Annotated in this window: 20 protein-coding genes; 10 read left to right on the forward strand and 10 right to left on the reverse strand. The window is 67.0% G+C overall.

Annotated elements, in window-relative coordinates:
- The first annotated feature begins 133 nt into the window (after positions 1-133).
- A complete protein-coding gene (locus IB261_RS16540) occupies positions 134-451 on the forward strand; it encodes an ElaB/YgaM/YqjD family protein (RefSeq protein ID WP_192210945.1) in 318 nt (105 codons plus the stop codon).
- Positions 452-494: 43 nt separating this feature from the next.
- Here IB261_RS16540 and IB261_RS16545 read toward each other — a convergent pair whose 3' ends face one another.
- The gene (locus tag IB261_RS16545; RefSeq protein ID WP_081520531.1) at positions 495-722 is read right to left on the reverse strand and encodes a hypothetical protein; all 228 of its coding nucleotides are present in this window, start codon (positions 720-722) and stop codon (positions 495-497) included.
- A 413-nt stretch (positions 723-1,135) separates the two neighbouring features.
- On the opposite strand from IB261_RS16545, the gene IB261_RS16550 reads away from it, so the two are divergent.
- Positions 1,136-1,513, forward strand: coding sequence for a DUF3509 domain-containing protein (locus tag IB261_RS16550; RefSeq protein WP_151187296.1), 378 nt, complete (start codon positions 1,136-1,138; stop codon positions 1,511-1,513).
- A 2-nt stretch (positions 1,514-1,515) separates the two neighbouring features.
- Positions 1,516-1,668, forward strand: a complete 153-nt coding sequence (locus tag IB261_RS16555) for a hypothetical protein (RefSeq protein WP_167523197.1) — start codon at positions 1,516-1,518, stop codon at positions 1,666-1,668.
- A 171-nt stretch (positions 1,669-1,839) separates the two neighbouring features.
- Here IB261_RS16555 and IB261_RS16560 read toward each other — a convergent pair whose 3' ends face one another.
- The 3 genes from IB261_RS16560 to IB261_RS16570 are packed head-to-tail and all read right to left on the reverse strand — an operon-like array spanning position 1,840 to position 5,939.
- Entirely contained in the window at positions 1,840-3,450 is a 1,611-nt protein-coding gene (locus IB261_RS16560; protein ID WP_192210944.1) for an arylsulfatase, read from the reverse strand.
- Between the two features lie 48 nt (positions 3,451-3,498).
- Positions 3,499-4,326, reverse strand: coding sequence for an ABC transporter ATP-binding protein (locus tag IB261_RS16565; protein WP_192382602.1), 828 nt, complete (start codon positions 4,324-4,326; stop codon positions 3,499-3,501).
- The gene (locus IB261_RS16570; protein WP_225606066.1) at positions 4,323-5,939 is read right to left on the reverse strand and encodes an ABC transporter permease; all 1,617 of its coding nucleotides are present in this window, start codon (positions 5,937-5,939) and stop codon (positions 4,323-4,325) included. The genes IB261_RS16565 and IB261_RS16570 overlap by 4 nt, the downstream gene beginning before the upstream one ends.
- Positions 5,940-6,197: 258 nt before the next feature.
- On the opposite strand from IB261_RS16570, the gene IB261_RS16575 reads away from it, so the two are divergent.
- On the forward strand, positions 6,198-7,259 hold the full coding sequence (locus tag IB261_RS16575) for an ABC transporter substrate-binding protein (protein ID WP_081520536.1): 1,062 nt from the start codon (positions 6,198-6,200) through the stop codon (positions 7,257-7,259).
- A gap of 32 nt (positions 7,260-7,291) precedes the next feature.
- On the opposite strand, the gene IB261_RS16580 is transcribed toward IB261_RS16575, so the two are convergent.
- Together IB261_RS16580 and IB261_RS16585 are read right to left on the reverse strand one after the other, a co-directional pair.
- Positions 7,292-8,671 carry an ATP-binding protein gene (locus IB261_RS16580; RefSeq protein ID WP_192382603.1) on the reverse strand — a complete coding sequence of 460 codons (1,380 nt, stop codon included), beginning with the start codon at positions 8,669-8,671 and terminating at the stop codon, positions 7,292-7,294.
- Positions 8,672-8,875: 204 nt separating this feature from the next.
- Positions 8,876-9,832, reverse strand: coding sequence for a GlxA family transcriptional regulator (locus IB261_RS16585; RefSeq protein WP_192382604.1), 957 nt, complete (start codon positions 9,830-9,832; stop codon positions 8,876-8,878).
- 348 nt (positions 9,833-10,180) lie between these two features.
- Between IB261_RS16585 and IB261_RS16590 the strand changes: the two genes are divergently transcribed.
- The 3 genes from IB261_RS16590 to IB261_RS16600 are packed head-to-tail and all read left to right on the forward strand — an operon-like array spanning position 10,181 to position 12,581.
- Entirely contained in the window at positions 10,181-10,837 is a 657-nt protein-coding gene (locus IB261_RS16590; protein WP_151187302.1) for a hydrolase, read from the forward strand.
- A 59-nt stretch (positions 10,838-10,896) separates the two neighbouring features.
- Positions 10,897-11,313: a DoxX family protein gene (locus IB261_RS16595; protein WP_081520540.1), complete on the forward strand. Its 417-nt coding sequence runs from the start codon at positions 10,897-10,899 to the stop codon at positions 11,311-11,313.
- Positions 11,310-12,581, forward strand: a complete 1,272-nt coding sequence (locus IB261_RS16600) for an OprD family porin (RefSeq protein ID WP_192382605.1) — start codon at positions 11,310-11,312, stop codon at positions 12,579-12,581. Before IB261_RS16595 ends, IB261_RS16600 begins: the two co-directional genes overlap by 4 nt.
- 1 nt (position 12,582) lies before the next feature.
- Here IB261_RS16600 and IB261_RS16605 read toward each other — a convergent pair whose 3' ends face one another.
- Positions 12,583-13,791, reverse strand: coding sequence for a YbfB/YjiJ family MFS transporter (locus IB261_RS16605; RefSeq protein ID WP_192382606.1), 1,209 nt, complete (start codon positions 13,789-13,791; stop codon positions 12,583-12,585).
- A 134-nt stretch (positions 13,792-13,925) separates the two neighbouring features.
- On the opposite strand from IB261_RS16605, the gene IB261_RS16610 reads away from it, so the two are divergent.
- The gene (locus IB261_RS16610; protein ID WP_192382803.1) at positions 13,926-14,798 is read left to right on the forward strand and encodes a LysR family transcriptional regulator; all 873 of its coding nucleotides are present in this window, start codon (positions 13,926-13,928) and stop codon (positions 14,796-14,798) included.
- A gap of 333 nt (positions 14,799-15,131) precedes the next feature.
- Here the strand turns inward: IB261_RS16610 and IB261_RS16615 are convergent, their stop codons facing one another.
- Complete coding sequence (locus tag IB261_RS16615) at positions 15,132-16,043, reverse strand: LysR substrate-binding domain-containing protein (RefSeq protein WP_151187304.1); 912 nt, start codon at positions 16,041-16,043, stop codon at positions 15,132-15,134.
- A 215-nt stretch (positions 16,044-16,258) separates the two neighbouring features.
- Here IB261_RS16615 and IB261_RS16620 point away from each other — a divergent pair, with 215 nt between their 5' ends.
- Both IB261_RS16620 and IB261_RS16625 read left to right on the forward strand, forming a co-directional pair.
- Positions 16,259-16,822 carry an AraC family transcriptional regulator gene (locus IB261_RS16620; RefSeq protein WP_192382607.1) on the forward strand — a complete coding sequence of 188 codons (564 nt, stop codon included), beginning with the start codon at positions 16,259-16,261 and terminating at the stop codon, positions 16,820-16,822.
- A gap of 189 nt (positions 16,823-17,011) precedes the next feature.
- The gene (locus IB261_RS16625; protein WP_081519710.1) at positions 17,012-19,738 is read left to right on the forward strand and encodes a cation-transporting P-type ATPase; all 2,727 of its coding nucleotides are present in this window, start codon (positions 17,012-17,014) and stop codon (positions 19,736-19,738) included.
- Positions 19,739-19,932: 194 nt separating this feature from the next.
- Here IB261_RS16625 and IB261_RS16630 read toward each other — a convergent pair whose 3' ends face one another.
- A complete protein-coding gene (locus IB261_RS16630) occupies positions 19,933-21,300 on the reverse strand; it encodes an OprD family porin (protein ID WP_192382608.1) in 1,368 nt (455 codons plus the stop codon).
- Positions 21,301-21,438: 138 nt separating this feature from the next.
- Positions 21,439-22,995, reverse strand: a complete 1,557-nt coding sequence (garD, locus tag IB261_RS16635; RefSeq protein WP_081519708.1) for a galactarate dehydratase — start codon at positions 22,993-22,995, stop codon at positions 21,439-21,441.
- Between the last annotated feature and the right edge of the window lie 7 nt (positions 22,996-23,002).

Below are 23,002 nucleotides of genomic sequence, written 5' to 3' on the forward strand. Positions count from 1 at the left end.
CGGGGCTCTCTCGAATGGGTCCGGCAAATCCGCCAATGCGCGCGGCAGCGCGTGCCGACGCCCGTGGCGGATAGAAGCCCGAGGGCACAACCGACCCGCGAATTCCAACCTGAAGCAATCAAGGAGACAGTCAATGGGCAGCTATCGATGGTTCCCCTCTACCCGCAACAGTGGCGTGCAGGAGTTGCAATCCCTGGTGAACGACCTGGAATCCCTGCTGGCCAGCAGCCGCGACCTGACGGCAGAACAACTGCCGGCGTTCAAGACGAGGCTGCGGGACCTGGTGGACGACAGCCGCGAAACCAGCGAACACCTGATTCAGCGCAGCCGCCGGGCCATTCGCGCGGGCGGCGAGTATGCCGGTGAACACCCCTGGCAGACCGTTGCGGTACTGGCCACAGCCGCGGGCCTGCTGGCGGCTGCCTGTGCCCTGAGCCGTCATCAGCACTGACGCCCGGGCGGTGAGCGGCCGCAGCGTTGCCGCTCACCGCGCGCTAGTCGATGAAGCTGTCGATCAGCTCCAGGCCAAGACTGCGCACCCGCCCTGCGCTGCTCAGTTCGTCGCCGTGGATGCCGACCACGGTGGTACAGGGCATGTCCGCCAGCTGACTGCTGAGTCGGATCGAATAGCGACCACCCTCCTCCCGGTAGCAGGAGAAATTGAACAGCGGGTAGGCTTCGTGGAGCACCGCTTCCACGTCCAGGCGTCGGAACTGCGTCATGGCCACCTCCTCTCCCTGGTTCAACCCTGCCCGCTCGGCTGCCGGAGGGAAATGCTGGCGATTGGCCCAGGCGCCGGGACTCGCCGGCATCGGCAAGCGGATCGCCCGCGCTGGCAGGCGCCGCTGATATCAAGGCTACCTTCGGGCCCGTGCGGGTTTCGGACGGAAGGCCTGCCAGGGGGCAACCATGGCTACGATAACGGCGGCAAAGCTGATGGCCGTGCATTATCCAGCCTCTTGCCGGTGCAACCTTGCATCCTGCAAGTGACCAAAGGCCAGCATGTGCGCACGATTTCCAGCAATAACAACCTGTTAAGCGGATGAAACAGTCTTTCCCGGCCTGGCACGGCTGATGCGAGGTTTCAGGCTCAAGCCAGCGCTCCGGCTTTTGCCAACCACCGGGAGGGATCGACATGTCCAGTTGCCGCGACACTGCCATCGAGCACCTGAGCCACCTGTTCAGCGACTACCGTCCACAGTTCACCACCAGGCCCGACGGCACGCTGCTGATCAACCTGCGCAATGCCGCGGGCAAGCGCCTGATCTCCCGTGTCATCCAGCACGAGGAGCAGACCAGCGCCGTGTTGCTGAACAACCTCGTGGAGCGTATCCGGCGAGACCTGATGACCGTGGAAGGTCCGCTGGAGGAGGACAACGTCGACTGGTTTCTCAAGCGCATCGAACTGCAGACCTTCGTTCCGGTGAATCCGACCCACCGGCCGCGCAAGGTGGTCGTGGCCGGTGCACGTCTGCGCGCCCTGGCCGGCAAGCAGGCCCCGCAAGCGAGGTGAGCATGAAAACCCCCGTGGATACCCCTGACCCCGACCCTCGAGTGACCCGCGAGGAGTCGCTGGAAGAACTGGTGGACATCGAGCCCGAGGACAGCCGGCAGGAGCCCCATCTGTCCGCGGCCCACCAGGACGGCCTCAAGGACGGGCCGACGTAAGCCGATAAGACAGAAGGCCAGCGCAGCCAAACCGATGGGAAGTGCATTCCGGTGGCCGCCGTCAGTCCGAGCAGTCGGGCGGCCACCGGTTCTCTCCCCCGCGCGGGACTGTCCTTCCTTCCCGCACGGGCACGCATGAGCGAGGGAGCAGACAGGCTCCGGCGCTGGCAATCAGCGCGCCAGGAACGGTGGCGGCGCGTCGATCACGCCGGTCTCGTTGACGTACTGCTTGTAGTGCTCGATCAGCGCTTCCAGCTTCGCCGGTTCGCTCTTGGCCAGGTCCCTTGTCTCGCCGGGATCGCTGGCCAGATCGTAGAGCTGCCAGGTGGCCGGGCCGACCGGCGCGGGCAGGTACACCGCTTTCCAGTCACCCTGGCGGATGGCGCGCATGCCAAACAGCTCCCAGCCGGTGACGGTCTTCTCGTCGTGGGCCTGCTCGGTCTCGCCAGACAGCCAGCCCAGCCACGACTTGCCACGCACCTCGGCCACTTCGCGGCCATGCCACTGCTTGCCCGGATGGCGCACGCCGGCCAGGTCGAGAATGGTCGGGGTGATGTCCATCACCGTGGAAAAGCCGTGGCTGATCTCACCCTGGCGCTGCAACGCCGGGTAACGCACCAGCGCCGGCACGCGGATGCCGCCCTGCGTAGTGAAGGCCTTGTACAGCCGCGACGGCGCGGTGGCCGCCTGGGCCCAGCGCGGGCCGTACCAGATGTAGGAGTTGGCGCGGCCGATGTTCTCCAGGCTGTTGTCGTAGTGCTGGTCGAGGAAGCTCAGCAGATCAGGGCCGAAGCGCGGGAAGGCTTCCAGCAGCGCGCCCTCGGCGCCGTTGTCGGACATGAACAGGACGAAGGTGTTGTCCAGCTCGCCCTGCTGACGGAGGTATTCGACGACACGCCCGACGTTCCAGTCCAGGCGCTCGACCATCGCCGCGTAGACCTCCATGGCCCGCGCCGATTTCGCCTTTTCCTCGTCGCTGAGGCGCCCCCATTCCTTGCTGATTGCCAAAACCGGATGCGCGTTCACGTCGGCTTCGATCAGGCCCAGCTGCTTGAGCCGCTCCAGCCGTTCCAGGCGTAGCGCCTCGGGGCCGGCGTCGTAGCGGCCCTGATACTTGTCGACCACCTCCCTGGGCGCCTGCAACGGCCAGTGCGGCGCGGAGAACGGCAGGTAGGCGAAGAACGGCCGGCTCTGGTCGCGCTCCTTGAGGTAGTCGATCAGCTTGTCGCCGAAGGCGTCGGAGGAATAGAAGTCCGCCGGCAGCTCCTCGATGAACTGGTCATCCTCCACGTACAGCGCTGGCGTGCCCTTGAGGATGCGCGGCGTGGTTTCATCGTAGGGGGGCTCGAAACCATAGTGGTTGGCGGCACCCGGCAGCAGCGAGAACGAGCGCTCGAAGCCGCGCGCGTGGGGCGCCTGCTCCAGTTTCAGGCCCAGGTGCCATTTGCCGGCCATCAACGTCTGGTAGCCGGCCTCGCGCAGCAGCTCCGGCAGCGCCACCACGCGGTCGTTCAGGTAGCCCTCGTAGCCGGGCTTGCCTTCCAGCTCCGGGGTCAGCGCCTCGGCCATGGTGCCGATGCCGGCGATGTGGTGGTCGGTGCCGGTAAGCAGCATCGAGCGCGTCGGCGAGCAGGTCGGCGCGGTGTGGAAGTCGGTCAGGCGCAGACCGTCGAGGGCCAGGGCGTCGAGGTGCGGCGTGGCGATCTCGCCACCGAAGGCGCCGAGGTCGGAGAAGCCGAGGTCGTCGGCGACGATGACGAGGAAGTTGGGGCGTTTGCTCATGGTCGGACTCGTTAGGTTGGGTGAGCCTGCAAGGGCGGTTTCTCTGGATCAGCAGGCAATGAACTCGAACGGCAGGTCTTCCACCCGCTTGAGCTGCGGCGCGACGTAGTCGCCCTCGCCCGTCAACTCGTGCAGCAGCGCCTCGCGCTGGCGGAGGAAGTCGTAGCCACCGCGCTCGCGCGGATGCGCCAGCGGCACCTCGATGATGCGCTTGATGCGCCCCGGACGCGGCGCCATGACCACCACGCGGTCGGCGAGGAACAGCGCCTCTTCGACGTCATGGGTCACCAGCACGGTGGTAATGCGTTCGCGCTGGCGGATGCGCAGCAGCTCCTCCTGCAACTGCTGGCGGGTCAGCGCATCGAGCGCGCCGAAGGGCTCGTCCAGCAGCAGGATGCGCGGGCTGGCCACCAGGCCGCGGGCAATTGCCACGCGCTGCGCCATGCCGCCGGAAAGCTGATGCGGGTAGGCGCGGGCGAAGGCCGTCAGGCCGACCAGTTGCAGATAATCGGCGACCCTGGCGGCCTTGCCGGTCTCGCTCAGCGGTTCGTTGACCAGGCCGAGGGCGACGTTCTGCTCCACGCTCAGCCAGGGGAACAGCCGGTGCTCCTGGAACACGATGCCGCGCTCGCCGCCAATGCCGTCGATGAGCGCGCCGTCGATGCGGATCTCGCCCTGGAATTCGCGGTCCAGCCCCACCAGCAGCCGCAGCAGCGTGGACTTGCCGCAACCGCTGGCGCCGACGATGGCGATGAACTCACCGTCGGCGATCTCCAGGTCGAAGCGTTCGATGGCCTGTAGCTCGCGGCCGTCCACGGGGAAACTCTTGGCGACCTGGCGAAAGCTCACCAGTGCCTGCGATGCGAATGCGTTCATGCGTGTCTCCAGCGCGTCACCCGCGCTTCGATGCGCTGGCCGAGGGCGGCCAGCAGGGCTCCGGTGAGGCCAACCAGCAACATGCCGGCACCGACCAGGTCCATGCGGAAGAGTTGTTGCGCGCCGATCATCAGGCTGCCGATACCGCCGTCCGATGGCATGAAGTACTCGGCGCCGATGGTGCCGAGCCAGGCGTAGATCAGCGCCAGGCGCACCCCGGCGAACACTGAGGGCGCGGCGCCCGGCAGCACCAAGCGGCGCAACCGTTGCCAGGGCGAGAGGCGCAGGGCGATGGCCGCCTCGCTCAGTTGCGCCGGCAGGCTGGCGATGCCGCGCTGGGTCGCCAGCAGCAGCGGAAAGAATGCAGCCAGGCCGACGAACACCACCTTGGCCAGCTCGCCCAAACCAAACCAGGCGGTGAGCAGCGGCACCCAGGCGAAGATCGCCACCTGCCGCAGCGCGGCGAAGGACGGACCGAGCAGCCGCTCCGCCGGGCGCCACAGGCCCAGTCCCAGGCCGAGCAGGAAGCCCAGCGAGCCGCCCAACAGCAGGCCGGCGAGCGTGCGTTGCAGGCTGGCCAGCAACGCGACGGTCAGGCTGCCATCCAGCAATCCATCCCACAGCGCGACAGCTACCGACGCGGGGCTGGCGAGAATGGCGGGATCGACCCACTCCGACGCGCTCGCCGCCTGCCAGATCGCCAGCAGCGCCAGCGGCAGCAGCCAGGGTTGCAGGCGTTCCCAGCCCTGCCCCGTTCCGCTGCTTTGGAACGCTGCGCGGCGCAGCTCCCCTGCAGCCTGCTGTGGCCAGTGCACCAGGCGCCGGTCCAGCGCCTGGATGCCGCGGTCCATCGCCGCCCCCACCAGGCCGATGACCAGGATGCAGACAAACACGATATCGAGCATGAACAGCTGGCGCGCCTGCACCATCAGGTAGCCGACTCCTTCGCTGGAGGCCAGCAGCTCCACGGCCAGCAGCGAGGTCCAGCCCTGCGCCAATGCCAGGCGTACGCCGGTAAGGAACGCCGGCAGCGCCGCCGGCAGGATCAACCGCCACAGCAACAGCCGGCGCGGCAGGCGCAGCACGGCAGCGGCCTCGCGCAGGCGCGGCTGGGCATCGCGCACGCCCACCAGGGTGTGCAGCGTCACCGGCACGATGATGGCCTTGATCAGCACCACCAGCTTGAGCAGTTCACCAATGCCGAAGAACAGCATGAACAACGGAATCCAGGCGAGGGTCGGAACTTGCGCCAGGGCACTGAAGGTGGGCAGCACCAGACGCTCGGCGCGGCGGCTGAAGCCGAGCCAGGCGCCCAGTGCCAGCCCGCTGAGGATGCCGGCCAGCAGGCCCCAGAGCAGACGTTTCAGGCTGATGCCCAGTTGCTGCCAGAGCTCGCCGGCAAGCAGCTCGCGGCCGGCCTGCAGCACCAGCTCGGGCGTGGGCAGGATCTGCGCGGACATCCAGTGACGGTGGCTGGCGAACCACCAGAGCACGCCGATGGCCAGTGGCACCAGCCACGGCAGGATGGGTGCGAGCCCGCGCCAGCCGAAGATGGAAGGCCTCAGGCGGGGGCTGGGAAGAGCAAGGCGATACGGCTTCGTAATATTCTTCATTGGAATATAAATAGTTATATCAATGCATTTATGAGCTAACACAGGCCATTTAAGGGAAGGCCCGCACGCTCATCCAATGCATTCGCCGAATATTTTTTATGCCCGCAGGGCATCTGCCCGCAGAGGCCTGCGGCTGCTCGCTTAGCTCGAATAATTACTAAAAAATCACTTTTTATTATTTTGTTGATGAGCAGCCCCATGCCTTTAGTGCGGGCGCCGGAGCCACACGCGCTCCCCCATCTGCAGGAGGCAGGCGCCATGAAGGCCCTCACTACTCAATTGCTGTCCCTCTTCGCTGCGCCGGTATTGGCCGGCCTGCTCGGCGCCTATCCGCTGGTCACCCAGGCCGCCGACCCGGTGAAGGAAATCCGCATCGCTGTGCCCGACGTCAGCGCCGGGCAGAACCACTCCGGCGGCGGCGTGGTGGACATCCTCTACACCCGCCAGCTGCTGGAGCAGGAATTCGCCAAGGACGGTATCCAGGTGAAATGGAGCTTCTTCAAGGGGGCCGGCCCGGTGGTCAATGAAGCCTTCGCCAATGGCCAGGTGGACTTCGCCTACCTGGGCGACCTGGCGGCGATCATCGGCAAATCCAGCGGCCTGGACAGCCGCGTGCTGGCCGCCACCGCGCGCGGCGTGAACCATTACCTGGGCGTGCAGCCGGGATCGGGGATCAAGACCCTGGCCGACCTCAAGGGCAAGCGCGTGGGCATCTTCCGCGGCACTGCCAGCCAACTCTCGTTCGACAACGCCCTGGCCAGCGCCGGCCTCACCGAGAAGGACCTGAAGGTGATCAACCTCGACTTCAGCGCAGCCCTCGCGGCGCTGGCGGCCAAGCAGATCGACGCCACCTGGGGTCTGGCCGGCCTGTTCGCCCTGCGCGACAAGGGCCTGGCAGAAATCCCGCTGAACACCCGCGACCTCGGCGGCGCCGGCACCCTGCAGGCGCTGCTGGTGGGCAACGGCGAATTCGTCGACGCCCACCCGGACATCACCGAGCGCCTGCTCAAGGTGCAGCTGCAGGCCGTGCAATGGGCCAGTGCGGAGGCCAACCGCGATGCCTATATCGAACTGGTGTCGAAGCAGGCCAGCTACCCGGCGGTGATCTTCAAGAGCGAGTACCAGGACCGGCCGCTGGTGGAAGTACTGTCGCCGAAGCTGGACGCCGATTTCCTCGGCCGCCTCGATGCGTCCATCACGGCCGCGAAGAGCTACGGCCTGATCCGCCGCGACTTCAAGGCCGCCGACTGGGCCAACCCCGCCCCGCAGGAAGCGGCAAGCCGGCAGGTAGCCGGGCAGCCGGTGGCGGCGATTCAGTAGCCGCCCGGACTCACCTGTGGGAAGGGGAACGTTTACACGGTGGTGATGGCAAGCTCCGGCAAGGTCACCTGGCGCATATAGGCACGCGCCGTATGCGGCACTCGGTAGCGCACTTCGCTCTCGCCCTGCTCCACCCACAACAAGGACTTGTCTGCCAGTTGTCGCACGGCGGCGAACACGCACTCGCGGCACCAGCGTTTGTCGTCCAGCGAGGCGACGGCGGTGTCCAGGGTGAAGCCGTCCGCCAGTTGCGCGAGCAAGCCCAGGCAGCGCTGCTCGACGGCGTCCAGCAGCGCGTAGCTCCAGTCGTAGGTCGCCCGCAGGCTCTGCTGTCGGGCTGGCGCGGTGCGGCGGCCGGGCATCAGCAGTTGCATGGGCGTGTCCAGCAGTGCCGGCAGCCCGGCGAGGCCAAGGATGCCCACCTGCCGCGCGGCCATCTCGATGGCCAGGGGAATACCGTCCAGGCGCCGACAGACGTCGATGATCGCGCGCACCTGGCCGGACTTGAGTTCGAAGCGGTCGCAGACCTCCCGCGCGCGCATCACGAACAGCTGCACCGCCGAACTGCACATGGCCAGTGCCAGTGGCGCATCGTCCTGCGCAGGCACCTCCAGCGGCGGCAGGCGCACCACACGTTCTCCTTCCGCGCGCAGCGGCTCGCGGCTGGTGGCGAGGATGCTCAGTGCCGGGTGCAGGCGCAGCAGGTGCTCCACCGCCTCGGCGCAGCGGTCGGCGAGGTGCTCGCAGTTGTCCAGCAACAGCAGGGTCGGTTCATAGGCCGGCTCGCGCAGGAGAACGGCGAGGCTCTGGCTGAGGGAGACGCCATCCGGGTCGGCGGAGAGGTCAAGAAAGCGCACCTGGCTGAAATGCCTGCCGAGCTGCTCGGCAGCGTGGATCGCCAGGGAGGTCTTGCCCATGCCACCGGGGCCGACCAGGGTCATCAGGCGCGTGGCGGGCATCTGCTTCACCACCCGCTCGAGCAACGCCTGGCGGCCGACCAGGCCCATCAGCAGGACCGGCAGGTTGCTCGCGCGCACTTCACACGGCAGTGCCACAGCCTGCGCCGGAGCGACCACGCTCTCCACCACGCCGACGAAGCCATAGCCGCGCAACGGCACGTTGGCGATGTAGCGCTCACCCGTGCGGCCCTCGCCGAGTGCACGTCGCAGGGCGGCGATGTGCACGCGCAGGTTGATCTCCTCGACCACGGTATCGCCCCAGACCTGGGCAATGATCCTGTCCTTGCCGATGATTTCGCCGGGTTGGCGGATCAGCACCTGGAGAATATCCAGCGCCCGGCTGCCGATGCGCACCGGGCGATCCCCCTGCAGCAACTGGCGCTTGTAGGGATGGAACTGGAAGCGACCGAACTGCAGGATGGTCTCGGTGCGGTTTTCCGTGCTTGCGCTCATGTCCTGCTCACGTCTGCGGATCTGACGGATCGCTCTACAACGGGTCCTCCAGGCGATCTGGCCAGTACCGAGGTGACGCGCCCCTGATGATTGGTCAGGGTATTTTCCCGCCCTCGTTTGACAGCGCAATTCCCGCAGGGGGAAGGATTCGGCCAACTTGGGTGCGCCGGACGGTCAACCGGCCAAAAATGCGGCTTGCTGCCATCAGGCAAAGCCGAATTGCTCGCGGTACTGGCTCGGCGTCATGCCGATCCGCTCGCCGAAAACCGTGCGCATGTGCCGGGGGCTGCCAAAGCCGCTGCGGCTGGCCACCTGCTTGAGCGGCAGGTCGCTGCTTTCCAGCAGCTTGCGCGCATGGTCGATTCGCGCGCTCTGCACGTACTGCATGGGCGTCATGCTGGTCTCGCGCTGGAAGGCGCGGGCGAAGTTGCGCGGGCTCATGGCCACCAGCTCGGCCAGGCGATTCACTGTCAGCGGCTCGTCGATGTGGTCCACCACGTGGGCCTGGGCACGGGCGATCACCGAGCCGTCGCGCACCACCGAGACCAGCAGCGGGCCGAACGGCGTCTGCCCGCCCTGGCGCTTGAGCACCACCAGCAGCACCTTGGCGACTTCCAGGGCAACGTCCTTGCCGTGGTCCTCGGCGACCACCGCCAACGCCATGTCGATGCCGGCGGTGACGCCGCCGGAGGTGATCAGGTTGCGGTCGATGACGTAGATGCGCTCGGCCTGCACCTCGGCACGGGGATACAGCTGCGCCAGGCGGTCCAGGTAGTTCCAGTGAGTGGTGCAGCGGTAGCCGTCGACCAGCCCGGCCGCACCGAGCAGGAAGGCGCCGGTGCACACCGCGCCGTAGCGTTTCGCCGCGCGCGCCGCCGCCGGCAACCAGGCGTTGAGCGCCTCGTTGCTACCGTTGTAGGCACCGGGCCCGCCGGGCACCAGCAGCAGGTCCACGCCGGCGAGCAGCGCTTCCAGCGGCAGGTCGGCGCTCATCTTCAGGCCGCTGGAGGCGCGCACGCCTTCGGGCTTCGCCGCCACCGTGAGCAATCGGTAATGCCGCTCCGGCGGCAGGTAGCGGTTGGCCATGGAGAACACCTCCATCGGCCCCGTTACATCCAGCGCCAGCACATCGTCGTACAGCACCATGGCCACTGTTTTCATTCTTCTACTCGCACGCAAACGGGGCTTGGCGGTCTCGCGTGCCCCGGTATAGGAAAAAACCACTGTACCCATTCGCCGCGCCGGCGAATCGCACGTTTGCATCATTCTCCGCCAGGCGGGCCGAGCACACAGGTCCAATAAATGCCGTGGCGGCGAAACCATAGTCTGCCCATCGAAGCGCCCCGGACGCCCTTGCAGAACTGCAAAGCCACCCTGCAGGGCTGTCTGTTCCGCGCCTCGCAGCGTTCGGCAAAGATGTGTCCACGGTTTGCAGCCAAGTCCTGCAGGCCGAAAAGACACTCCAGACGCCCTCTTCCCACTCCACGCAATCAACCAGGAAATCCGACCATGACCGCCATCGCCAAAGCCGTTCCCGGCAAGACCCTGCTCAACCCCACCGACCACACCCTGATCATGATCGACCACCAGTCGCAGATGTCCTTCGCGACCAAGTCCATCGACGCGGTAACCCTGCGCAACAACGCAGCGCTGGTGTCCAAGGCAGCCAGGGAATTCGGTGTTTCCACCATCCTCACCACCGTTGCCGAGAAGAGTTTCTCCGGCCCTATCTTCGACGAGATCAAGTCGGTCTTCCCCGAACACAACGTCATCGACCGCACCAGCATGAACACCTGGGAAGACCCGCGCATCGCCGTGGAAGTGAACAAGTTCGGCAAGCAGAAGATCGTCCTGGCCGGCCTCTGGACCTCCGTGTGCATCGTCGGCCCGGCCCTGTCGGCCATCGACCAGGGCTTCGAGGTCTACGTGATCGCCGACGCCTGTGGCGACGTGTCCACCGAAGCCCACGAGATGGCCCTGCAACGAATGATCCAGCTGGGCGCGCGCCCCATGACCTCCCTGCAGTACCTGCTGGAACTGCAACGCGACTGGGCCCGCGGCGAAACCTACGATGCGACCGTGAAGACCTCCATCGAGCACGGCGGCGCCTACGGCCTCGGCCTGATCTACGCCAAGACCATGTTCAACGCCAGCGAAGGCCACTGAGCCTGAGCAGCAGAAAGGGGCGGCATTGCCGCCCCTTTTTCATTTCCGGGATACCCACCATGCCGACCCAAGACCGTTCCGGCGCCCTGGCGCTGCTGTTCATGCGCGTAGCCGCCGCGCTCCTGCTGCTCCAGGTGCATGGGCTGCCCAAGCTGCTGCACTGGCAGAACGAGCTGCAGCACATCGAAGACCCCTTCGGCCTCGGCGCCACGCCGACCCTGGCACTGGCGGTGTTCGCCGAAGTGCTCTGCCCGATCCTGCTGATCCTCGGCGTGTTCGCCCGCCTCGCTTGCCTGCCGGTAATCGCCGTGCTCCTGGTGGCACTGCTGTTCGTGCACCCTCAATGGTCGCTGGAAGAAGGCCAGTTCGCCTGGTGGATGCTGATCCTCTTCGCCGGCCTGGCGATGGCCGGCCCTGGCAGCTATCGCCTCGCCCTGCCCCGCCTGGGTGAACTTCGGACGGAGCCCCGACCGTGAAAAACCTCCTGCTCCCCTGCGCACTGACGCTTGCCTGCGTCCAGGCCCACGCCGCCGACTGGTCGCTGTTGTCACGCAACTATTTCCTCGACAACGACTACCGCAGCCCCGGCCCCGGCCCCAACGGCCAGAGCCTGCGCCGTGAATGGGCGCAGGGTTTCATCGGCAAGTTCAGCAGCGACGTCACACCCGGCACCGTCGGCCTGGGTGTCGATGCCCACGCCTTCCTCGGCCTGAAGCTCGACGGCGGGCGCGGCCACGCCGGCACCGGCCTGTTGCCACTGGACAGCGACGGCCGCAGCGAGAGCGAGTATTCCGACGCCGGCGCCGCGCTGCGCCTGGTGCATGAAAAGACTTCCCTCGCCTGGGGCGAGATGGAAGTGGAGACCCCAGTGTTCGACACCGGTGACAAGCGCCTGCAACCCGAATACGCCACCGGCTGGTTCCTCGACGACCGTAGCCTGTCCAACCTGCGACTGCAGGCCGGGCGCTTCACTGCGTTCAAGAACCAGGACTCCAGCTCCAGCCACGGCGAGTTCGAAGGCTACGGCGCCAGCACCCGCTTCGGCGGCCTGAGCCTGGCCGGCGCCACCTGGAGCGCGCCCGACGCCAACTGGGGCGGCGCGCTCTACGCCAGCCAGCTGGACGACGTCTGGCGACAGGCCTACGCCAACCTCAACGGCCACTTCGGTCGCTGGTCGGTGGACGCCAACCTGTACAAGACCGGCGATACCGGCAGCGCCCGCGCCGGCGAGATCGACACCCTGGCCTGGAGCCTGCTGGGCAAGGTCGCCCTGGGCAGCCATGCGCTGAGTCTTGCCTACCAGAAGATCGATGGCGACACGCCCTTCGACTTCGTCGGCGGCGACTCCATCTACCTCGCCAACTCGATCAAGTACGCCGACTTCAACGGCCCCGGCGAGCACTCCTGGCAGGCGCGCTACCAGTGGGACGGCGCCAGCGCCGGCCTCGCCGGCCTGACCTTTTCCACGCGCTACGTGCGCGGCAGCGGCATCGACGGCACTCACGCCCCGTGCGGCGGCGCCTACAACCCCATGGACGGCGGGGCCTGCCAGCCTGCCTATGGCGACGGCGGGCGCCACTGGGAGCGCGATCTCGACCTGCGCTACGTGGTGCAATCCGGCCCAGCCAAGGACCTGGCGCTGAGCTTCGCGCAGGTCTCGCACCGTGCCAACGACGCCCAGGGTGGCGCGGATATCGACCGCATCTACGTGATCGTCGAGTACCCGCTCAAGGGCATGTTCTGAGTCAGCCGCGGGCCGGCACGCCGGACTGGGGCGAGGCCTTGAACAGCAGCGCCGTCTCCATCAGCAGGGCCAGCACTATGGCTCCCGCTGCCACCGCGAAGAGCAGCGCGTAGTGCCCGTGGCTTGCACTGAACAGCGCCGAGTAGGCGTAGCCGGCGATGGCCTGGAAGCTGGCGAAGGACACCGTCGCACGGCTCCAGGTAGCGTTCTGCGCAGCGTGACCGGGCACCAGCTGATGCACCCGCGCCAGCGCGAGCGGCACGATGCCCGGCGGGAACGAACCGATCACCACGCTCGCCACGCCCAGCAGGTGCAGGTCGCCGGTTTCCAGCAGCAGGCCGAGGGCAATGCATTGCGCCACCAGCACCAGGCGGATAGCCGCCCGCGCACCGAGATGGTCGGCGAGGAAGCCGTAGACCACCGGCCCGACGATGGCGCCGACACCATACAGCGTCCAGATCAGCGCGCCGCCGTGGGTACCGGCGCCCAGGCCCCGGGCCACGTAGTCCACCAGGAACATCATCGGCGCCACCAGTGCCGCGGCCATCAGCGCGTACTGGGCGAACAACACGTAGATGCCCGCCGAGGCGCGCACGCCCTCAACGCTGTGCGCCTGGGGATGAGCCTGCTCCTGTGGCCAGCCGAACCAGCTGCTCAGGCTGAGCACCAGGGCCAACAAACCGAGGCCGAGCCAGGTCTGCACCAGCCCCAGCGCCAGCAACAGCGGCACCAGGGTGCCAGAGGCGGCGATGCCCAGGCCGATGCCGAGGAAGATCGCCCCGCTCGCCAGACCACGCCGATTGGCGGCCACGTGCGGGAGGATGGTGCTGGCGGCCAGCACCATGATCACCCCGCCGGAAATCCCCGAGACCAGCCGCCAGAAGAAGAACCACGCCTGGTTCAGCGGCCAGGCGCAGGCGAAGAACGACAGCGTGACCAGCAGCATCATGCCGCGCAGCACCGCCGTGCTCGACCAGCGCGCCGCCAGCGGGCGCCCGGCCAGCGCCCCTACGAGGTAGCCGGCAAGATTGGCGGCGCCCAGATAAACCACGGCGGAAGCCGAGAACCAGTGCGCCTCGATCAGCGCCGGGATCAGCGGCGTGTAGGCGAAACGCGCCAGGCCGATGCCGACCAGGCTGGCGCAGAGGCCCGCCCAGATCGGCAACCAGAGGGAGCCTCGGCTGACGAGGCGGGAAGCATCGGTATTCATGACAACCCCTATCGCGCCGTCAGGGCGGCGCCGTTGAGTGGTGATGGGGGGATCATAAAGTCGCGCGAAGATGAAATAATGCAGCGAGTTTTCATCTCAGCACCGCATCTTTGCATCAAGAGGATTTCGCCATGATGAACTGGGACGACGCGCGGGTGTTCCTCGCCCTGTGCCGCGAACAGACCCTCCGCGGCGCCGCCCGCGTGCTCGCGGTGGACCAGGCGACCGTGGGCCGGCGCCTGGCGTCGCTGGAACGTTCGCTGGAGGCGACGCTGTTCCTGCGCACCTCGGCCGGCTACAGCCTGACCGCCGCCGGCGAGATCGCCCTGGCGGCAGCGCAGGCCATGGAGTCGTCCGCTGCCGAGCTGCAACGGCGGATCCTCGGCATGGACGACCGCATGAGCGGCGTGGTGCGGGTCACCACCACCGACTCCTTCGCCGCCGACTTCATCATCCCCGCGGTCGCCGCCCTGCACCGCGAGGAACCGGGCATCGAAGTGCAACTGCAGACCTCCACGCAGATGCTCAACCTGAGCAAGCGCGAAGCCGACATCGCCGTGCGTACCCACCAGCCGGAAAACCCTGACCTGATCGTACGACGCCTGGCACGCTGGGGCAGCGGACTGTTCGCCTCCGCGCAGTATGTCGAGCAACTCGGGGCTCCCGAACCGGGGAGCGCCTTCGCCGGGCACGACCTGGTGATCTATCAGCCGTATATCGACGCGGGCAAGGAAGTATTTCTCGCCTGCGAGCCAATCATCCACGGACGCATCGCCATGACCTGCACTTCCGGCTTCATGGTCCGCCGCGCCCTGGCCGCCGGCCTTGGCGTAGGGGAATTGCCGCTGCCGATGGGCGAGGCGGACGGACTGGTCCGCCTGTGGCCGGAGCGCCCGCCCCAGCCCTACGACGTGTGGCTGGTAACCCACAAGGACGTGCGCCATACCGCGCGGGTACGGGCGGTGATCGACGCCCTCGCGCGGGCGTTCAGCGCCGTCGCGCCGTAGCGAGCAGCCATTGCAGGAGCGGGATATGCCCGGCACCGACGCACTCCGCTGGACGTGGACTTTGTCCGCGATCGCGGGCCTGGCCCGCACCTGCAAGGGTGCTCTGCTCAGTTCGCAGGGCGCACAACGCGCCAGCGTTATCCGCCGCAACTGAACCGACGGATAACCTGTTCCAGGTTATTCGCCCTACGAGCTACAAGGGTGCCTGGTAAGTCATCAGGAGAAACACACCGTAGGATGGCGTGGAGCGCAGCGATACCCATCAATCCCATGCACCAGCAGCATGGGTATCGCTCAGGCTCCACCCATCCTACAAAGGCCGAAACTCGGGCCTCAGGGCACCGGCGCGCTCATGTACTCGACCATCCGCTCGCGCAGCCAGCGCTCGGCCGGGTCGTTGTCGTGGGCGGCGCTCCAGACCAGCGAGAGCTCCGCGGGCTTGATCTCCAGCGGCGGGTCCTCGGCACGCAGGCAGCTGTCTTCCACCAGCGCGCAGGCGGCGTAGTCGGGGACGGTGGCAATCATCTCGGTGTTGCGCAGCAGAGCGCGCAGGCTGCCGAACTGCGGCACGGCCAGCACCACGCGACGGCGGCGGTCGATGCGCTCCAGGTCCAGGTCGATGGCGCCGTTCAGATCGCCGGAGAAGGACACCATCACATGCGGTCGCGAGCAGTATTCGTCGAGGCTCAGCGGGCCGGGACGATCGTCGCCGCGCAGCACCTTCACGCCGATATCGCGCAGCTTGCGGCGCTTGGCGTTGGCCGGCAGGTCGGTGGTGTAGCTGACGCCGGCGGTGATTTCGCCGGAAGACAGCAGCGCCGGCATCAGCAGGAAGTTGGCGCGGCGCACCACCACGGTGATGTTCGGCGCTTCCAGCTGAAGGCGTGCCAGCAGCGCGGGGAACAGGCCGAACTCGGCGTCGTCGGAAAGCCCCAGGCGGAAGATATTGCAGCTGCTCTCCGGCTCGAAGGTCTTGGCGCGGCTGACCGCGGCGGAGATCACGTCCATCGCCGGGCGCAGCTCCTCGAAGATGTGCAGCGCCCGGCTGGTGGGTTCCATGGCGCGGCCGGCGCGCACCAGCAGCGGGTCGTCGAACAGGTCGCGCAAGCGCGCCAGGGCGGCGCTGACGGTGGACTGGGTGATGAACAGCTTCTCGCCGACGCGGGTGAGGTTCCGCTCCAGCATCAGGGATTCGAAGATCACCAGCAGGTTCATGTCCAGGCGGCGCAGGTCGTTTCGGTTCATGGCTGGTCGCTCGGGGCTGTGGGAGTCGGCATCTTTGCACAAGACAAGGGTCGCGCCAGTCGATCATGAAACAGGGCATTTTTCTTGGACGTGTGTGCTCATTCGCGTACCGTTTGGCTTAATCCGATTGAGCATCGGATCACCTTGATTTACCTTGAATTTTTTACATTCCGGAGCGGCATTTCGGCCGCCATTAGAACGAGAAGAGAGACGCCATGCCCGCACCTGCCCACCAGGTAGCGACCATGCTCGCCCCCCAGACCCACCGCCTGGTCCGGCAGCTCATGGAGGAGCTGGAAAGCCAGGGCGACGGCGTACAGCAAGCCAGCCAGCGCCTTTGCCAGCATCTGCTGGAACACTACAGGGTGCCCGAGCCCTGTAACGATGGTGCGGACACGGGTGAACGCCTCGCCCTCGCCCCCTGGCAGGAGCGCAAGGCCAAGGACATTCTCGCCGGCAGCCTGCTCAGCCGCCTGTACATCGCCGATGTCGCCGAGCAATGCGGCATGTCACGCAGCCATTTTTCCCGTGCCTTCAAGCAGGCCACCGGGCTTGCGCCACGGGAATGGGCGCTGCGCCTGCGCATCGACCGCGCCCGCGAGTTGCTGGCCAGCGGCGATGCGCCGATCTCCCAGGTCGGCCAGGAATGCGGCTTCGCCGACCAGTCGCACTTCTGCCGCAGTTTCCGCAAGCTGGTGGGCTGCACGCCGAACCGCTGGCGGCAGGCCATTCGGGTGGGCGGGACGGAGGATATGGCGGCGGATTCTGCGCCGGCTTGATGCGCGGACCTTGTCCGCGATCACGGGCATGGCCCGCTCCTACCGGTTTCCGAGCAATTCCTACGCCGTTCAGGAAGCGTTCAGCTAGGAATCGAAGAACTTTGAGGTATGACAGTTCCGGTGCAATTCCCGCGGTCTAGTCTGGGGGCAGTCCCACTTTCCCAACAGGCAGGAGCCGGGAGTCGAAGCATGACTGCACCGCAAACCACCGACGGCAAACCGCAAGACACCGAACCCAAAGGCACCGACTGGTACCGCAAGAGCGTCGACCAGACCCTGGCCGATCTGCAGACCAGCGCGCAAGGCCTTTCCCCCGACGAAGCCGAGGCGCGGCTGCTGCGCGTTGGTCCCAATGCCTTGCCGGCCAAGGAAGTCGACCCGCTCTGGCTGCGCTTCGCCCGGCACTTCAACGACGTGCTGATCTACATCCTCCTGGCCGCCGCCGTGGCCACCGCGTTGATGGGCCACTGGACCGACACCCTCGTCATCCTGCTGGTGGCGGTGATCAACGCGGGCATCGGCTTCTTCCAGGAAAACAAGGCGGAGAAATCCCTCGCCGCCCTGCGCGGCATGCTCAGCAGCACCGCCCATGTGGTGCGCAACGGCAAGAAGATCGAGATGGACGCCGCCCAGCTGGTGCCCGGCGACATCGTCATCCTGCGCCCCGGCGACAAGATTCCCGCCGATGTGCGCCTGTTCGACGTGCACCACCTGCAGGTCGAGGAATCCATGCTCACGGGTGAATCTCTCACCGTGGGCAAACACGCCGACGCACTGGACAAGGAAGCGCTGCTGGCCGACCGCACCAACCTCGGTTTCTCCGGCACCAACGTCAGCGCCGGCAACGCGCGCGGCGTGGTGATCGAGACCGGGCCGGCCACCGAGCTTGGGCGCATCAACAAGCTGATCGCCAACGTCGACGAGGGCGAAACCCCGCTGCTGCGACAGATCGCCGAACTGGGCAAGCGCATCTTCCAGCTGATCATCGGCATGATGGTGGTGCTGTTCGTCATCGGTTTCTTCTGGCACGACTACCCCTTCGGCGAGCTGCTGCTGTCGCTGATCAGCCTGGCGGTGGCCTCGGTGCCCGAGGGCCTGCCGGCGATCGTCTCGATCATCCTGTCGCTGGGCGTGCAGCGCATGGCGCAGAACAAGGCGATCATCCGCAAGCTGCCCACCGTGGAAACCCTGGGCGCCATGAGCGTGATCTGCTCGGACAAGACCGGCACCCTGACCATGAACGAGATGACCGTGAAGAGCGTGCTGCTCGCCAACGGTCTCTACGCGGTGGAGGGCCAGAGCTACGAGCCCAAGGGCCGCATCACCTTCGGCAGCACCAGCGATGAGCTGGACTGGTCGCAACACGCCGCGCTGGCCGACTTCATCCGCGCGGTGGACATATGCAACGACAGCAGCCTGCAACTCAACGAGGAAGGACGCTGGGGCGTGGTCGGCGGCCCCACCGAGGGCGCGCTGAAGGTCCTGGCGCGCAAGGCGAACCTGCCGGAAATAGAGTTCCAGAAGTTCGGCAAGATTCCCTTCGACTCCGCCTACAAGTACATGGCGCGGCGCTGCGACGTCGCCGGGCAGAGCCTGGTCTACCTCAAGGGCGCACCCGACGTGCTGCTGCGCATGTGCCAACAACAGCTCGGCGCCAACGGCGTGGAGCCGCTGGACCGCGAGTACTGGGAGCGCGAGATGAGCTTCATCGCCGGGCAAGGCCTGCGCATGCTAGCCGCCGCGTACAAGCCGGTGCAGCCCGATGACGGCGTGATCGACCACGAGGACGTGCAGGCGGGCATGATCTTCCTCGGCGTCGCCGGCCTGCTCGACCCGCCGCGCCCGGAGGCCATTGAGGCCATCGCGCTGTGCAAGCGCGCCGGCATCCAGGTGAAGATGATCACCGGCGACCACCCGGATACCGCCGTGGCCATCGCCGGCATGCTCGGCATGGGCAACGACCTGCGTGCCATGACCGGCCAGGAGCTGGAGCAGGCCGATGACTCGCAACTGAAAGCCCTCGCCATGCAGTACTCGGTGTTCGCCCGCACCAGCCCCGAACACAAGCTGCGCCTGGTGCGCGCGCTGCAGGCCAACGAGGAAGTGGTCGGCATGACCGGCGACGGGGTCAACGACGCCCCGGCGCTGAAGCAGGCCGACGTCGGCATCGCCATGGGCATCAAGGGCACCGAGGTGACCAAGGAAGCCGCCGACATGGTGCTCACCGATGACAACTTCTCCACCATCGCCGGCGCCGTGCGCGAAGGCCGCCGGGTCTACGACAACCTGAAGAAGACCGTACTGTTCATCCTGCCGACCAACATGGCGCAGGGTCTGCTGATCGTCATGGCGATCCTCGCCGGTGCGGTGATCCCGCTGGCGCCGCTGCAGATCCTCTGGATGAACATGGCGACCTCCACCACCCTGTCCTTCGCCCTGGCCTTCGAGCCTGGCGAGCCGGGGATGATGCGCCGCCCGCCGCGCAACGCGAAGGAGTCGATCCTCAACGGCTTCGCGGTCTGGCGGGTGCTCTACGTGGGTGGCCTGCTGACCGCGGCGGCCTTCCTGCTGGAAGCCTGGATGGTCAGCAACGGCCAGGACACCGACCACATCCGCACCATGATCCTGCACACCCTGGTCACGGCGCAGTGGGCCTACCTGTTCAACTGCCGCCTGCAGGAGGAGTTCTCGCTGAACACGGCGCTGCTGCGCAACGGCGCGCTGCTCACCGTGACCCTGGCGCTGATCCTGCTGCAGTGCTTCGTGATCTACGTGCCCTTCATGCAGACCGCCTTCCACACCGTCGCCCTGCCCTTCAGCGGCTGGCTGATCTCGTTGGGTATCGGTATCGCGGTGTTCTTCGCGGTGGAACTGGAGAAGCTGGTGATCCGTCGCTGGAAGGCTTCGCGCGGATGATGCAACTGACGTAGGGGCGGACTTCGTCCGCGAAAAGGCCCCTCGCCAGTCCGGCGAGGGGCCTTTTTTCTTGCCCCTTGGAAGCTCGTCGCGGGGATCTCGCGGGCATGGCCCGCTCCTGCAAGAGCACCGTGCACCCTGTAGGAGCGGGCCATGCCCGCGAACGGCGGACAAGGTCCGCCGCCGGCCCGGACTCAGAACAGCGGCAAGGTGTAGCTGACGATCAGCCGGTTCTCATCCTGGTCGCGCTGGGTCGGGGTGCCGGAGCCGCTGGCGGGCAGGCCGCTGCGCAGCATGGCGTTGCGCCAGGAGAAGCCCAGGCCCTTGAGGGTGCCTTCGGGGATCACGTAGGACAACGTCAGGTCGCGCTCCCATTCACCCTGGTCGCCACTGGCGGTCCTGATGTCGTCGCCCTTGAGGTAGATCGCCGCGAAGGTCAGGCCCGGCAGGCCGGCCTGGGCGAAGTCGTAGCCGTAGCGCGCCACCCAGGTGCGTTCGCCTGCGTGCAGGAACTTGCCGATCTGCACGTCGGTGATCAGGTAGGCGCTGCCGCTGGCGCCGTCGCCGCGGTTCAGGTAGGGGAAGTCGCTGTCGCCGTTCATGACCTGGTAGCCGGCGCCAAGGCTGTGCCCGGACAGGCTGTAGGTGAACATCCCGCTGTAGGCGCGGTTGTCCACTTCCCCCTTGGTCACGCGATTGCCGTAGTAGCCGCTGGAGAGGTAGCCATCGGCGCGTCCGGAGGCGCTGCCATTCTTGCCGTCGGAGTCGCTGTCGAAGGCGCGCAGGTCGGTCTTCAGCACGCCGGGGCCGAGGTTCAGGCTGTGCTGCAGGCCGAGGAAGTGCTGCTGGTAGAACTCGCTGAGCTGGCCGTAGTAGTACTGCAGCGTCAGGTCCTTGCTCAGCTTGTAGTCGCCGCCGGCGTAGTAGAACTCGTTGCTGTCGCGGGCCGTGGCGCCGCTGTTGGCGCCCTGGATCGACATGCCGCGCCAGTCGCTGGAGTTGCGCCCACGGGTGTGCTCCAGCTTGCCGGCCACCAGGCTGAGGTTGTCGATATCGGCGCTGGTCACCTGCCCGCCCTCGAAGGTGCCCGGCAGCAGTCGACCGTCGTTGTAGGTCACCACTGGCAGCTTGGGCATCAGGGTGCCGTAGCGCAGTTCGGTGCTGGAAATCTTCGCCTTCAGGGTCGGGCCGAAGCTGCTGAAGTCGTTCACCGCCTCGCCGTTGCTTTTCGACGGAAACACCGTGCCGGCCTGCTGGCTGGCCGATTCGTAATGGGTGCCACCGCCGCTGTCGAGGCGGATGCCGAGCAGGCCGATGGCGTCGACGCCAAGGCCTACGGTGCCCTGGGTGTAGCCCGAGGCGTAGTTGAGGATGAAGCCCTGGCCCCACTCTTCCTGGCGGCTCGGCTCGGCCGTGCCGTTGCGGTTGTCGCTGTTGATGTAGAAGTTGCGCAGGGTCAGGCTGGCCTTGCTGTCTTCGATGAAGCCGGCAGCCTGGGCGGCGGGCACGAGAAGGCCGAGGGCGGCGCAGGCGATGGCAGCGCCCAGGGTGGAGTTTTTCATTGTTGTCTCCGGTTCGTGGATGTCAGGGTGAGCGCCACCCGTCCCAGTGGTGCGGGCAGGCGCGGGATTTCAGGCAAAGGGAGGCCGGCGGCGCCGGGAGGCGCCGTCGATCAGGGGTGGATCAGCCCAGCGGTTGCATCAGGTCACGGGGGCCGGGTTGAACAGCACCAGGTCGTTGTGCAGGTGATGCCGTTCGGCCCAGGTGTGGACCTTGCCGCTGGCCACGTCGAGGTAGAGCTGGAAGATTTCCCAGCCCAGCTCGTCCAGGGTCATGCGCCCGGACGTGACGCGGCCGGCGTCGACGTCGATCAGGTCCGGCCAGCGCTCGGCCAGTTCGGTGCGGGTCGCCACCTTGATCACCGGCGCCATGGCCAGCCCGTAGGGCGTGCCGCGCCCGGTGGTGAAGATATGCAGGTTCATGCCCGCGGCCAGTTGCAGGGTGCCGCAGATGAAGTCGCTGGCCGGGGTGGCGCAGTACTGCAGGCCCCTGCCCTTCACCCGTGCGCCCGGTGGGATCACGCCGGCGATGGCGCTGCTGCCGGACTTGGCGATGGAACCCATGGCCTTCTCGACGATGTTGTTCAGCCCGCCCTTCTTGTTGCCCGGCGTGGTGTTGGCGCTGCGGTCGGCCATGCCGCGGGCGAGGTAGCGGTCGTACCAGTCCATCTCGGCGACCAGTTGCTCGGCCACCTCGCGGTTGACAGCGCGGGCGGTGAGCAGGTGGATGCCATCGCGCACCTCGGTGTTCTCGGAGAACATCACCGTGGCGCCGGCCCGCACCAGCAGGTCGGCAGCGACGCCCAGCGCGGGGTTGGCGGTGACGCCGGAGAAGGCGTCACTGCCGCCGCACTGCATGCCCACCACCAGTTCCGAGGCCGGCACCGTCTCGCGGCGGCGTTGGTCGAGGACCACCAGACGCTCCTCGATCAGCTCCAGTATCTGCGTGACCATGCCCTGGAAGCCGTTGCCGGATTCCTGCAGGCGGTACAGCCACTGTGCCTCGTCCTGCCCGGCGGTGAGTGCGTCGCCGTCCATCAGCTGCACCGGCTGCAATTTCTCGCAGCCCAGACCGATGACCAGCGCCTGGCCACCGAGGTTGGGGTTGCGCGCCAGGTTGTACAGCGTACGGATCGGGATGATGGCGTCCGGCGCATTGATCGCCACGCCACAGCCATAACTGTGGGTCAGCGCCACCACGTCATCGACGTGCGGGTACTTGGGCAGCAGTTCGCGACGGGCGCGCTCCACGCAGTGATCCAGCACGCCAGTCACGCACTGCACCGTGGTGCTGACGCCCAGCAGGTTGCGCGTGCCGACGCTGCCGTCGGCATTGCGGTAACCCTCGAAGCTGTAGCCGGTGAGCGGCTCGGCAGTGGGCGGCACCTCGGTGGCCAGTGGCAGCGCATCCAGCTCCGGCGGCTCCGGCAGGCTGAGCAACTGCTCGGTCACCCAGCGCCCCTTGGCGATGGGCGCCAGGGCGTAGCCGATCACCGTGCCGTAGCGCAGCACCGGCGCGCCTTCGGCGATGTCCACCAGCGCCACCTTGTGGCTCTGTGGGATCGACTCGGCGGCCACCAGCTCATCCGGGAAGCGACCGCCAGCGGCGACGCCCTGGTCGTTGACGACGATGGCGACGTTATCGTCCGCGTGCAATTTCACATAGCGCGGCGAGTCCTGGTGCGGGATCAACTGCATGACACTC

The organism is Pseudomonas sp. PDM20, assembly GCF_014852575.3.
Taxonomy (GTDB): Bacteria; Pseudomonadota; Gammaproteobacteria; order Pseudomonadales; family Pseudomonadaceae; genus Pseudomonas.

What these genes read in the sequence shown, in the direction of transcription:
- IB261_RS16605 (WP_192382606.1), bottom strand. Translation starts at nt 13,791, where the DNA reads ATGAATACCGATGCTTCCCGCCTCGTCAGCCGAGGCTCCCTCTGGTTG.
- IB261_RS16565 (WP_192382602.1), bottom strand. Translation starts at nt 4,326, where the DNA reads ATGAACGCATTCGCATCGCAGGCACTGGTGAGCTTTCGCCAGGTCGCC.
- garD (WP_081519708.1), bottom strand. Translation starts at nt 22,995, where the DNA reads ATGCAGTTGATCCCGCACCAGGACTCGCCGCGCTATGTGAAATTGCAC.
- IB261_RS16590 (WP_151187302.1), top strand. Translation starts at nt 10,181, where the DNA reads ATGACCGCCATCGCCAAAGCCGTTCCCGGCAAGACCCTGCTCAACCCC.
- IB261_RS16625 (WP_081519710.1), top strand. Translation starts at nt 17,012, where the DNA reads ATGACTGCACCGCAAACCACCGACGGCAAACCGCAAGACACCGAACCC.
- IB261_RS16555 (WP_167523197.1), top strand. Translation starts at nt 1,516, where the DNA reads ATGAAAACCCCCGTGGATACCCCTGACCCCGACCCTCGAGTGACCCGC.
- IB261_RS16575 (WP_081520536.1), top strand. Translation starts at nt 6,198, where the DNA reads ATGAAGGCCCTCACTACTCAATTGCTGTCCCTCTTCGCTGCGCCGGTA.
- IB261_RS16545 (WP_081520531.1), bottom strand. Translation starts at nt 722, where the DNA reads ATGACGCAGTTCCGACGCCTGGACGTGGAAGCGGTGCTCCACGAAGCC.
- IB261_RS16560 (WP_192210944.1), bottom strand. Translation starts at nt 3,450, where the DNA reads ATGAGCAAACGCCCCAACTTCCTCGTCATCGTCGCCGACGACCTCGGC.
- IB261_RS16580 (WP_192382603.1), bottom strand. Translation starts at nt 8,671, where the DNA reads ATGAGCGCAAGCACGGAAAACCGCACCGAGACCATCCTGCAGTTCGGT.
- IB261_RS16585 (WP_192382604.1), bottom strand. Translation starts at nt 9,832, where the DNA reads ATGAAAACAGTGGCCATGGTGCTGTACGACGATGTGCTGGCGCTGGAT.
- IB261_RS16570 (WP_225606066.1), bottom strand. Translation starts at nt 5,939, where the DNA reads ATGAAGAATATTACGAAGCCGTATCGCCTTGCTCTTCCCAGCCCCCGC.
- IB261_RS16610 (WP_192382803.1), top strand. Translation starts at nt 13,926, where the DNA reads ATGAACTGGGACGACGCGCGGGTGTTCCTCGCCCTGTGCCGCGAACAG.
- IB261_RS16630 (WP_192382608.1), bottom strand. Translation starts at nt 21,300, where the DNA reads ATGAAAAACTCCACCCTGGGCGCTGCCATCGCCTGCGCCGCCCTCGGC.
- IB261_RS16550 (WP_151187296.1), top strand. Translation starts at nt 1,136, where the DNA reads ATGTCCAGTTGCCGCGACACTGCCATCGAGCACCTGAGCCACCTGTTC.
- IB261_RS16595 (WP_081520540.1), top strand. Translation starts at nt 10,897, where the DNA reads ATGCCGACCCAAGACCGTTCCGGCGCCCTGGCGCTGCTGTTCATGCGC.
- IB261_RS16620 (WP_192382607.1), top strand. Translation starts at nt 16,259, where the DNA reads ATGCCCGCACCTGCCCACCAGGTAGCGACCATGCTCGCCCCCCAGACC.
- IB261_RS16615 (WP_151187304.1), bottom strand. Translation starts at nt 16,043, where the DNA reads ATGAACCGAAACGACCTGCGCCGCCTGGACATGAACCTGCTGGTGATC.
- IB261_RS16540 (WP_192210945.1), top strand. Translation starts at nt 134, where the DNA reads ATGGGCAGCTATCGATGGTTCCCCTCTACCCGCAACAGTGGCGTGCAG.